We start from the raw sequence: 11,893 nt of genomic DNA, 5'->3' as shown, positions 1-11,893 counted from the left end.
AGCTTATAAACTTGCGTAAAATCACCGCCCTATATTTTATTATTTTAAATGGTATTTGAAGTGCTAGATTCATTAAAAATTAAGTTTCAACACCTATTGCCAAAGCAATTTGTCACCGAAGCCGCAGGTAAGCTTGCAGGCGCCAAACTTGGCTTTGTGACCACGGCTATGGTGCGCGGCTTTATTAAAGCTTATAAAGTTAATATGCAGGAAGCACTTCATAGTGATCCTAAGCATTATCAAACCTTTAATCAGTTCTTTGTGCGTGAGCTAAAGCCTGATGCGCGTCCGATTGATTCGGCTGACGATGTGATTGTGCACCCTGCCGATGCACGTGCGAGCCAATTTGGCCCGATTGAAGATGGTCGCCTTATTCAAGCCAAAGGACATGATTTCTCTGCGCTTGATTTATTAGGTGGTGACAAAAAGCTTGCTGATGAGTTTATCGATGGCGATTTTGCAACACTTTATCTTTCACCAAGTGATTATCACCGCGTGCATATGCCGTGTGATGGCACCTTACGCCAAATGATTTATATTCCGGGTGATTTGTTCTCGGTAAGCCCGTTAACGGCTGAAAATATTGAAAACCTATTTGCGCGTAACGAGCGTTTGGTGTGTATTTTCGATACGCAGTTTGGCCCGATGGCGCAAGTCTTAGTCGGCGCAACCATTGTTGGAAGTATTGAGACTGTATGGCAGGGTTTGATCACGCCACCTCGCGGTAACTCTATCTACAAATGGGATTATCAAAGTGAAGGTGAGCAAGCGGTTAAGCTGAAAAAAGGCGAAGAAATGGGTCGATTCCAGTTAGGATCCACTGTGATCAACTTGTTTGCGAAAGATAAAGTGAGCTTTGATGAGTCTATGGCGGTTGGCGCTAAAACCACTTTGGGCACTGCATTCGCTAAGATTAAGTCTTCTCAGACTTCTGAGTAAAAGCGAACCCCATCCCCGCTTCCCCTTGAATGCGCTCTGTTCAATATTTGAATATTGCGTGCAAGGGGAAGAGCTTTAAAGCAACGCAGCTGCCGCTTGAGCTATGCTGCTAAATTAAAGTCTTCTAGGCTTCATTTAAAGACTAACCCCATCCCCGCTTCCCCTTGAATACGCTTTGTTCAATATTTGAATATTGTGTGCAAGGGGAAGAGCTAAAAGCAACACAGCTGCCGCTTGAGCTATGCAGTTATGTAATAGTCAAAATAGTTTAAGTAGCAGCAAGGCAACAAGATGATAAGACCCTAGGAGCATATAAGCATATGTGACTAGGGCGAATCAGCGCAGTTAACGCAGCTGCCGCTTAAACTATGCAGATTATTTAGATGCCAGCGCCATCCACAAGCTTATGCTCACCATTAAAACACTGATCCATATCCAATGACGGCTTTTCACTGTCTGGGCGGCCGACTATTTTGGCTGGCACCCCTGCGACTGTTGTATGAGGTGGAACTGAGTTTAGCACGACGGAACAAGAGCCAATTTTTGCGCCCTCGCCAACTTGAATATTACCAAGAATTTTTGCACCTGCACCTATCATTACGCCTTCACCGATTTTCGGGTGACGATCGCCACATTCCTTGCCTGTTCCGCCTAGTGTCACATCTTGTAAAATCGACACATCATTACCGACGACGGCTGTTTCTCCGATGACGATACCTGTGGCGTGATCCAGCATGATCCCATGGCCAATTTTAGCCGCTGGGTGAATATCCACTTGGCATGCAACTGAGATTTGATTTTGCAAATAAGTCGCAAGCGCCATGCGTCCGTTTTGCCATAGCCAATGCGCGACACGATACCCTTGTAAGGCGTGATAACCTTTTAAATATAATAATGGGATCAAATGCATATTGACGGCAGGATCGCGAGTGACAGTTGCAATAATGTCTTTCGCAGCAGATTCAGCTAGCTCACAATCGGCAAGCATCGCGCCTTCGATCACTTCTCGCACTGTCATGGCTGGCATCGATGCCGTATTCAGCTTATTAGCAAGAATATAACTTAAAGATGCAGCCAAACTATCATGATTCATGATGGTAGCATGATAGAAACTTGCTAGCATGGGCTCTTGTTCAGCCATTTTCTTTGCTTCAGCAACAATTGCTTGCCAGACGATATCTTGTTGATATCCCATATAAAAATCCTTTTATTCTTCTTTTAATTATATGAACTTGTTGTGTTAATTTCTGGGGAAGTTTATCTATTTATGCGCCTTCTGACTTTTTATCGCGCGCCAGCAAATCTTTTGCCGCTTGCTTTGCATCCTTACCTTGATACAAAACTTGATAAATCTGCTCAACGATTGGCATTTCAACACCCATACGCTTCGCAAGCACATAAACTTCTTTGGTATTACGATAACCTTCAACCACTTGACCAATGTCTTGTTGCGCGCTATCTACATCTTTGCCGGCGCCAAGCGCCATTCCAAAGCGGCGGTTACGCGACTGGTTATCGGTACAAGTTAGCACAAGATCGCCCAAACCTGCCATGCCCATAAAGGTTTCTTTTTCAGCGCCAAGAGCTAAGCCTAAACGCGTCATTTCCGCAAGGCCTCGGGTGATTAACGCAGTGCGCGCATTGGCGCCAAAGCCTATCCCATCAGACATACCTGCGCCGATGGCAATCACGTTTTTGACTGCGCCGCCAAGCTGCATCCCAGTGAAATCTGAGTTGGCATAGACGCGAAAAGACTTACTACAGTGAATGGTTTCTTGCAGCTCTTCCAAAAACACAGGATCATTTGATGACACAGCAATCGCTGTTGGCATGCCTGCGGCAAGTTCTTTGGCAAAGGTTGGGCCAGATAGCACCGCAAGTGGCACAGCATCACCCAAAACTTCTTGGGCAACATCTTTAAGCAGGCGACCCGTTTCTGGCTCAAGCCCTTTGGTTGCCCAGCAAATGCGATGCTTAGGCGTTAAATAAGGTTTGATTTGTGCGAGGACTAATCCAAAGACATGGCTTGGCACAACGATTAGCAAATCATGGCAGGCATCGATAGCAACTTTGAGATCGGATTCAATCACAAGGGATTGCGGAAACTGCACACCCGGCAAAAATTCATGGTTAGCGCGCTCACTCTCAAGTTTTGCCATATGATCGGCTTCATGACCCCATAGCAGCACTTTTGCGCCATTACGCGCGAGCGCTATCGCCAAGGATGTCCCATAAGATCCTGCCCCAATGACAGTCATACTGGTCTCTTGATCTGCGATATTTAAGTCTTGCTTTTGCGAAGTAGCCATAATTCTACCTTATTAAATATAAAAAATGCACATACGTGCTTGCATGTGCATTTTTGAATGATTTACAAAATTTATCAAATATTTCATTCGCCCTAAGCGTTAAACCTAGAGCAAATTCAATTTATATGATTAAGCTTCGCCTTCTTCTGCTGGCGCTTGTTCTTGCGCTTGGCTTTGAAGATAGTTCATGAACAATGCATCAAAGTTTACAGGTTGAAGGTTAAGTTGCGGGAAAGTACCTTTGATCACAAGGTTAGAAATCGTTTCACGCGCATATGGGAATAGGATATTCGGGCAGAAAGCACCTAGGCAATGTGCAAGTTGACCTTCGTCCATATTTGTTACTGTGAAGATACCTGATTGTTGAACTTCACAAAGGTAAGCTGTTTCGCCTGCGCTTTTCACTGTTACAGTTAGACGTAATACAACTTCATAAACGCCTTCACTTAGTTCACGGCTTTTAGTGTCTAAGTCTAGTTGAACGTCTTGATCCCACTCTTTTTGAAAAACTTGAGGAGAGTTAGGCGCTTCAAAAGAAACGTCTTTTAGGAAGATACGTTGAATTGCAAAGTTTTGTTGTGCTTCTTGTTGTGATGCGTCAGACATACTGAACTTTCCTTTTTATAATCTTAAATTTCCCATCTGGGGTATCTTTTTAATTTGGGGATGGGTAAATGAAATATCAAGTACCCACACTCATTTATTGATTAAGCTTGGGTCGCTTTTTTAGCTTTTTTCTTTGAAGCTTTGGTTTGCTTATCACTCACAAGCGGCAAACTACCTTCATTCCAAGAGATTAAGCCATCTTTAAGAACCGAAACATTTTCAAAACCAGCCGCAACAAAAGCCGCTGCATTCGCTTGCGCAGTTTGTGATGTTTTACACACTAGGATAATAGGGTTTGATTTTTTAGACTCGATGACACCAAAATTGCCTTCTTTGATATCTGCCGGCAATAAATTGATTGAATCTGTAATATGACCACGTGCAAACTCTTCTTTTGAACGTAAATCAACCACTACACCTTGTTCACGGTTCATCAAAAAGGTGAGTTTATTTGGATCAATAACCTTATATTTGGCTGTTAAAGATTTAAAAATCGTCACAATTAAAGTTACTGTCACACCTAGCCAGATTAAGACTAAGATTTTATTTTGCATGAAAAAATCGTTAAACTCTTGCATAACTCGCTCTTTTTTATTTAAGAATGAATACCAATTACAGCAATAACCGAAAACATCTAGCGATTAAGCTATTTTTATTGCATTCTTACTTTAGATATAGATAACGCTTGCAATACTTTAACAAAACAAGATTGCCAGCACAAAAACAGCGCCTAGTATATACCTAAGTCGCTTGAAGATGCCATTTCCAAAGAAATAAAATCCAAGATAAAGAATAAAAGTGGCACAAATGAGAAGATCTGCGCAAAATAATTGATGCAGCAATCGCTTCACTGTAAAATCAAAAGTAGATTTATTTTATTTCATTAAAAATTTACTCACTAAATGAGGTTACCATGTCAAATAAAAAACCTATGGCACTTGTCATCCTTGATGGCTGGGGTTCGCGCGAAGACAACGCAAACAATGCTATCGCCAATGCTAACACACCTGTATTAGATGCACTTTTTGCCAATCAGCCAAACACGCTTATCTCTGCATCTGGTATGGATGTAGGCTTGCCTGATGGTCAAATGGGTAACTCTGAAGTTGGTCACACCAACATCGGCGCTGGCCGTGTGGTATATCAAGACCTAACTCGTATTACTAAATCAATCGCTGATGGCGAATTTGCACATACGCCTGCACTTGTTGAAGCTGTTGATAAAGCAGTGAAAACTGGTAACGCTGTACACATCATGGGTTTAATGTCTCCAGGTGGCGTACACAGCCATGAAGATCACATCAAAGCGGCTGTAGAAATGGCAGCAGAGCGTGGCGCTGAGAAAATCTATGTGCACGCATTCCTAGATGGTCGTGACACGCCGCCACGTAGCGCGCAAAATTCACTCCAAGCTTTCCAAGATCTATTTGATAAACTAGGCAAAGGCCGCGTTGCATCATTGATTGGTCGTTACTATGCAATGGACCGTGATAACAACTGGGATCGCGTGCAAAAATCTTATGATCTATTAACGCAAGCTAAATCTGAGTTCACAGCAACATCTGCTGTTGAAGGTCTAGAAATGGCGTATGCGCGTGATGAAAATGATGAGTTTGTGCAAGCGACTCAAATCATCGCTGAAGGTCAAGAAAGCGCAGCTATCCTTGATGGCGACGCAGTTATCTTCATGAACTACCGCGCGGACCGTGCGCGTGAAATCACTCGTTGTTTCGTGCCTGAGTTTGACGGCTTTGAACGTGAAGTATTCCCAAGCATCGACTTTGTGATGCTGACTCAATATGCTGCTGATATTCCACTAAAATGTGCTTTCCCACCAGCATCACTAGAAAACACTTTCGGTGAGTGGTTATCAAAAGCAGGTAAAACTCAGCTACGTATTTCTGAAACTGAAAAATACGCGCACGTGACTTTCTTCTTCAACGGCGGTGTTGAAAGCGAATTTGAAGGCGAAGAGCGTCAGCTTGTTGCATCACCTAAAGTAGCAACTTATGACCTACAACCTGAAATGAGCGCACCTGAGCTAACTGACAAACTTGTTGCGGCTATTAAATCAGGTAAATTTGATACCATTATCTGTAACTATCCAAACGGCGACATGGTTGGTCACACTGGCGTTTATGAAGCAGCAGTGAAAGCATGTGAAGCAGTTGACTCTTGCATCGGCCGCGTAGTGGAAGCAATCAAAGAAGTTGATGGTCAGCTACTTATCACAGCCGATCACGGTAACGCAGAAATGATGGTTGACCCTGAAACAGGTGGCATCCACACAGCGCACACTAACTTACCTGTGCCACTAGTATACGTAGGTTCTAAAGATCTAAGCTTCAAAGAAAACGGTAAGCTTTCTGATCTAGCGCCAACTATGCTTGCACTTACTGACATGGAAATCCCGCAAGAGATGACAGGTCAAGTATTGGTTGATTTAAAATAAATCTTCCGTAGAAGAAGTAGGAAGGTTTAAAGATAGATGAAGCCATTTTTTGAAATTAATCAGGTTCAAGTATTAGACTTACAATCTAAATTTCAGGCAAAAAAATTCATCCCACAAAAGGCTAGCAAAGTTTGCGCTAGTCTTTTGTTGTGTATGTCTTTTGGCCTTCCTAGCTATTTTCTGTCATCGAATTTAGCGCATGCAAACTCAAGTTCAGATTTAAAAGGCATGGCGAGTCAAATATCGCAACATGCCTCTCAAATTGCTAAGCAGAAAAAAGAGCTCAACTCTTTGCAAAGTGATTTAAAAAAGTTTGAAACCTCGATTGCAAATATCAACAAAGATATCAATCAAACGTCGAAAGAACTTGCCACAGTTAAAGCTAACTTAAATAACTTAAACAAACAAAAGCAAGACCTTGAAGCGACTAAAGCGAAGCAAACGCACGATCTTGAAGAGCTTATTCAAGCCTACTACCTGACCTCTCGTCCGCAAGATATCACTAAACTTTTTCAAGCTGGAAGCTCAGTGGATACCGACCGCATGAGTCAGTACTACCAAGCCATCGCTGCTGAGCGTAGTAAAGCGATTGAAAAACTTGAAGCAACCACGCGTGAGCTTGAGGCAAAAGAGAAAGAATTAAACGCTCAACAGAAAAAACAAGAACAACTTCTAGCTCAGCAAAAATCTAAACAAGAAGAGCTGCAAGGGACGCAGAAAAAGCGTCAAACCACTTTGGCTAGCATGAAAAAGAGCATTCAAAGTGATGAAGTTAAACTTGCTGAGCTACGTAAGAACGAAGAAGCACTAAAACGTAAGATTGAAGAAGCAGCTAGACGTGCGGCCGAAGCCAGACGTAAAGCTGAGCTTAAACGTAAGCAAGAAATTGCCCGTCGTAAAGCCGAAGAAGAACGTCGTCGTAAAGCGGCAGAAGCGGCGAAAGCGGCAGGTAAAGCTGCGCCAAAAGAAGCGCCAATTGAAGAAACCGCGCCAGTTAGTTTAGTCCGTGGCCCATTAAATGGATTAAGCAGTCAGAAAGGCCGTTTACCTTGGCCACTCAAAGGCACAATTTTGCACAACTATGGCAGTATTCAAAGTGGGCAAATCACATGGAAAGGTTTAGTTATTGCGGCTAACCCAGGGATGAATGTGCGCTCGATTGCGCCCGGTGAAGTCGTCTTTGCCGATTGGCTACGTGGTTATGGTTTAGTGATCTTGGTCGATCATGGACGTGGTGACATGAGTCTTTACGGTTATAACCAAAGCTTACTGAAAAAAGAAGGCGATCGCGTCGCCGGTGGTGAGCCAATTGCCAAAGCAGGTAGCTCTGGTGGGCAAGACAGAACCTCGCTGTATTTTGAGATCCGCCGTAACAGTAAGGCGCAAAACCCAAGAAGCTGGCTAAGCCGTTAGGCCCCATATGCATAAGTTAATTCAGCTGTCTTTATGTCTTTTATTATCAGCCAGTACTCAGGTGTTGGCTGATACTTATGACTCAAGTTATGACTTGAAATGGGACAGTGCGCGCCGCCATACTGCTGACGATCCACATCAAGAGTGGGTTCAAGGTAAGAATAAAGCACAAGACTCTGCGTTAAATAGCGATAAAGTTGCGCCCTATTCCTATGAAACCCCGACAGAAGAGCCAGATAAAGCGCAAGAGAAACAAAACCAACTCAAAGCGCCGTATGAGTATGAAGTCTACCCAGATGGAATCAGGCCTTATACAGATGAGCCACAGATCCCTTGATGTTTATTTATCTATTTGTTGGTGTGAATCCAGCATGAAATTTTACTTATTTAGATAAACCAGATTCTATTTCTATACATCACTCACCACAAGATTAAACAACCCCATCCCCGCTTCCCCTTGAATCAGTCTTTGCAAATCTTTGGCTTTCACTGGCAAGGGGAAGTGCTTATTAAGCCTATTTGTTAGTATGAACCTAGCGTGAAATTTTACTTATTTAGATCAACCCAATTCTATTTTTATACTTTACTACCCACAAACTCAGGGTCAAAAAAGCACTTCCCCTTACCCGCCGTGTTCAATAATTAAACCAAAATAACATAAGGGGAAGCGGGGATGGGGTTAGATTAATCACTCAAAATTAAACAGTTATCACCACTTCATATCCCTGCTCAACTTTCACAAAATCAACAAAGTTTTGCACCGCAGGTAGGCTATCTTCTAAGTGATGCGTGACGTATAGAAGCTGGCTTAGATTTTGCTGCGCAACCAAATTTAAGCTCGTATGAATCAAACGACGGCTTAAAAAATCCAACCCTTGGTATGGCTCATCTAAAATTAAAATAAGCGGCTGCTTGATTAAAGCCCGTGCAATCAAAAGCAAACGTTGCTGACCATAATCCAACGACTTAAAACCGACCTTGGCATACTCTTGCATTGAAAATAATTCAAGCCACTGCTGGGCTAGTTTAATCTGCTTTAAACTTGGTCTTTGATACAAGCCAATCGAATCAAAAAGCCCGGATAACACCACATCTAAAGCGCTACAATTGACGCGATATTGCAAATGCAGACTCGATGAAACTATGCCGATATTTTGCTTAATTTGCCAAATGCTTTCACCGCTGCCACGTTTATGGCCAAAGATTTCAATATCATTGCTATAGCATTGCGGATGATCACCTAAAATAAGCCCGAGTAAGGTACTTTTACCGCAACCATTGGGACCGCGAATTTGCCAATGTTCACTAGCTTTAATTTGCCAATTCACATCTTTAAAAATAAGCCCATCTGTATATTCAACCTTGGCGTTATGCAGAGCTATTAAAGGATCAGGCAGTTCTTCTTTACAACTTTGCTCAGCCTTAACGAGTGTGATTAACGCATCGGTTTTCTGATTCGACATTGCGTTGAGTTGGCGCAAAATCGGGCTATCAAGCCATGCCTCACGGCTCATTGGTTTACTTAATTGATACTCCAATTTATCTTGTACTGAGGTTTGGATAAAAGATAAAACATGACTAATGCACTCAGGCAACTGCTCTTCACGTGAACTCACCATCATGATTTGAATATGCGCAGAAATCTCATCTAAAAACCCTGTTAGCCAAGCTTGATGCTCCAAGTCGAGCCCTGCATAAGGATCATCTAAGATCAAAAGTTGTGGCTGCTTTGCCAGTGCCAGCGCGAGCATTAAACGCCGCGTCTCACCTGTTGAAAGCAAACGAAAGCCGCGATCTTTCAGGTGAGTTAAATGAGTCAGTTCTAATAACTGCTCTGGATTTTGAAACTTAGACTGAGCCGAAAGGGATTGATTTAAGCGCAACTCATTTTCAATAAAACTCAGTACGCTATGCCCGTGATCTAGACTATCTTGAAAATCTGTTTCATCGGTTGCAATTTCTTGCTCGAGGATCTGCTGCTGAATGGATAAAGAGACAGCGCCAACCCGCAAATCAAAGTCTGGCAAATCCCCTTTAAGTAACTCGACTTGTTTATTAAATAAAGCAATAAACTGTTCACCGACTTGGCCTTGTGTGGCAAAAATAAGCCAATGTTGAGCTGTTTCAAGAAGCCAATCAGTGATCACAAAGCTCGGCTTTTGTAGCGCTTGGCCTTGCGCCGCTTGCTGACTTAAGGTGAGTTGACGTGGCTGCTTGGAAGCAGGTTTGGCTCTAAAAGTTAACCCTTGAAAGTGGATCGAATCACGCATGGCAAGTCCTTTGCTTTAAAATAAGAGATATGAGTATGCTTGTTTTTAAATCTCAAATAAAGTACTGCAAAGAATCGATAATATAGAAAGCAAAAAGCCCGTCACATCAGATGACAGGCTTAATCGTTTGAATGAAATGGATGAATGCTTAGGCGGCGGAGGTATCTAAATCTTTTTGTGCTTTTGCCTCAGCTTGCATGTTTTCAGTTGAAGTATTGCTAACAAAAGGCGCGATATAATCTGTAATGCGCTCAACCGCCTCTTTATCCAAAGTCAGGCCAAGTTTAGTTCGGCGCCATAAGACATCTTCTGCTGTGAACGCAAGCTCTTGATTAATCATATAATCAATCTCAATTTGATACACGCCTTGAGCAAATCTTTCACCCATTTGGCTTTCATTTTCAATCCCTTTTAGCATTTCAAGAGTCAAATCACCAAATTGTCTTACCAAGCGCTGAGCCGATTTTTGATCAATCCAAGCACATTGTTGCGTCACTTTATCGACAATCTCTTGCGCCGAGTAATTTGGTGTATTTTGCGCACCAGGCAGACAAGATTTATCGGTCCAACTTGGTTTCATATTCGGGAAAAATGGCGCCAATTGCTTCATCGCAGCCTCACCAAGTTTTCGATACGTTGTTAACTTTCCGCCGAAAATAGAAAGCAATGGCGCTTGATCGCCCTCTTGTTCTAATGACAGCGTGTAGTCACGGGTGATTGCTTGAGGCGAATCCGATTCATCATCACACAAAGGTCGCACACCAGAATAAGTCCATACGACATCTTCACGCGCAATTTGATTGATAAAGTGTTTATTTGTCACTTCAATCAAATAGTTAATTTCTTCTTCGCTAATTTTTGCTTCACGTGGATCGCCATGATATTCCACATCTGTCGTACCAATAATCGAGAAATCATCAAGATAAGGGATCACAAAGACAATGCGCTGATCATCATTTTGCATAATGTAAGCTTCTGGTTCTGCGTGAACTTTTGGTACAACAATGTGCGAGCCTTTAATCAAACGTATGCCATAAGGGGACTCGGCTTGCATATTTTCAGTGATAAAGCTTTTTACCCAAGGGCCTGTTGCATTGACTAAAGCATGGCATTTGCGTTCGAAACTTTGATTGGTGCGTTTATCCACTAAACTCACATGCCAAATGTCAGCCACGCGTTTCGCCGATACCACTTCGCAATAGTTCATCACTTCTGCGCCTTTGTTTTTAGCGTCTAAGGCATTTAATAAAGTTAAGCGTGCATCATCGACCCAACAATCAGAATACTCAAAACCTTTGGTGATCTCAGGCTTTAAGGTTTTTGTTTTAGTAAAATCAACACTATGGCTCGCCTTTAAGGTTGTGCGTTTGCCTAAGTGATCATATAAAAACATCCCTGCACGTATCATCCAAGCTGGGCGTAAAAATGGACGATGAGGCAAACGAAAACGCATAGGCTTGGTGATATGTGGCGCCTTGCTTAATAAGACTTCACGCTCAGCCAAAGACTCACCAACAAGGCGAAATTCATAATGTTCTAAATAGCGTAACCCACCATGAATAAGCTTGGAACTTGCAGATGAAGTCGCACTCGCAAAGTCTTTTGCCTCATACAAACCAACAGATAACCCACGTCCGGCCGCGTCCAGTGCAATGCCTGCACCATTGATGCCACCCCCAATAACAATTAAATCAAGTGTTTTGTTTAAATCAGCCATAGTATTACCTTTAATTTGTATGAATGAACTACTTTTAATGTTCGTTCGAGCAATAACAAACAATATATATGAGTAAATCTGTTTGTCCAGCATTTATACTTTTTATTAAAAAACACCTAAAACAAGTGTAAGCATATGAAAAATAATTATTATTCTCTTATTTTGTTGATTTTAAGAATAATTACAC

10 protein-coding genes are annotated in these 11,893 nt (G+C 42.4%); 4 read left to right on the top strand and 6 right to left on the bottom strand.

Annotated features, from left to right (window positions below):
• Nucleotides 1–78 precede the first annotated feature (78 nt).
• A complete protein-coding gene (asd, locus tag AC2VOY_RS08165; RefSeq protein ID WP_491833053.1) occupies nucleotides 79–939 on the top strand; it encodes an archaetidylserine decarboxylase in 861 nt (286 codons plus the stop codon).
• 379 nt (nucleotides 940–1,318) lie between these two features.
• Here asd and cysE read toward each other — a convergent pair whose 3' ends face one another.
• From cysE to AC2VOY_RS08145, 4 genes are all read right to left on the bottom strand, one after another.
• A complete protein-coding gene (gene cysE / locus AC2VOY_RS08160; RefSeq protein WP_491830834.1) occupies nucleotides 1,319–2,134 on the bottom strand; it encodes a serine O-acetyltransferase in 816 nt (271 codons plus the stop codon).
• A 70-nt stretch (nucleotides 2,135–2,204) separates the two neighbouring features.
• Complete coding sequence (gene gpsA, locus AC2VOY_RS08155) at nucleotides 2,205–3,248, bottom strand: NAD(P)H-dependent glycerol-3-phosphate dehydrogenase (RefSeq protein ID WP_491830833.1); 1,044 nt, start codon at nucleotides 3,246–3,248, stop codon at nucleotides 2,205–2,207.
• A gap of 129 nt (nucleotides 3,249–3,377) precedes the next feature.
• Nucleotides 3,378–3,854 carry a protein-export chaperone SecB gene (secB, locus tag AC2VOY_RS08150; protein WP_491830832.1) on the bottom strand — a complete coding sequence of 159 codons (477 nt, stop codon included), beginning with the start codon at nucleotides 3,852–3,854 and terminating at the stop codon, nucleotides 3,378–3,380.
• A gap of 101 nt (nucleotides 3,855–3,955) precedes the next feature.
• On the bottom strand, nucleotides 3,956–4,432 hold the full coding sequence (locus AC2VOY_RS08145; protein ID WP_491830831.1) for a rhodanese-like domain-containing protein: 477 nt from the start codon (nucleotides 4,430–4,432) through the stop codon (nucleotides 3,956–3,958).
• 335 nt (nucleotides 4,433–4,767) lie between these two features.
• On the opposite strand from AC2VOY_RS08145, the gene gpmM reads away from it, so the two are divergent.
• Genes gpmM through AC2VOY_RS08130 form a run of 3 tightly spaced genes read left to right on the top strand, consistent with a single transcriptional unit; the run spans nucleotide 4,768 to nucleotide 8,056 of the window.
• Nucleotides 4,768–6,306 carry a 2,3-bisphosphoglycerate-independent phosphoglycerate mutase gene (gene gpmM, locus AC2VOY_RS08140; protein ID WP_491830830.1) on the top strand — a complete coding sequence of 513 codons (1,539 nt, stop codon included), beginning with the start codon at nucleotides 4,768–4,770 and terminating at the stop codon, nucleotides 6,304–6,306.
• 36 nt (nucleotides 6,307–6,342) lie between these two features.
• Nucleotides 6,343–7,719 carry a murein hydrolase activator EnvC gene (envC, locus tag AC2VOY_RS08135; RefSeq protein WP_491830829.1) on the top strand — a complete coding sequence of 459 codons (1,377 nt, stop codon included), beginning with the start codon at nucleotides 6,343–6,345 and terminating at the stop codon, nucleotides 7,717–7,719.
• A gap of 7 nt (nucleotides 7,720–7,726) precedes the next feature.
• Nucleotides 7,727–8,056 carry a hypothetical protein gene (locus tag AC2VOY_RS08130; protein ID WP_491830828.1) on the top strand — a complete coding sequence of 110 codons (330 nt, stop codon included), beginning with the start codon at nucleotides 7,727–7,729 and terminating at the stop codon, nucleotides 8,054–8,056.
• A gap of 361 nt (nucleotides 8,057–8,417) precedes the next feature.
• On the opposite strand, the gene AC2VOY_RS08125 is transcribed toward AC2VOY_RS08130, so the two are convergent.
• Together AC2VOY_RS08125 and glpD are read right to left on the bottom strand one after the other, a co-directional pair.
• Nucleotides 8,418–9,989, bottom strand: a complete 1,572-nt coding sequence (locus AC2VOY_RS08125; protein WP_491830827.1) for an ATP-binding cassette domain-containing protein — start codon at nucleotides 9,987–9,989, stop codon at nucleotides 8,418–8,420.
• A gap of 148 nt (nucleotides 9,990–10,137) precedes the next feature.
• A complete protein-coding gene (glpD, locus tag AC2VOY_RS08120; RefSeq protein ID WP_491830826.1) occupies nucleotides 10,138–11,706 on the bottom strand; it encodes a glycerol-3-phosphate dehydrogenase in 1,569 nt (522 codons plus the stop codon).
• Between the last annotated feature and the right edge of the window lie 187 nt (nucleotides 11,707–11,893).

It is taken from the genome of Vibrio sp. KMM 9700, assembly GCF_058545285.1.
This window is presented reverse-complemented; position numbering and strand designations above follow the sequence as displayed.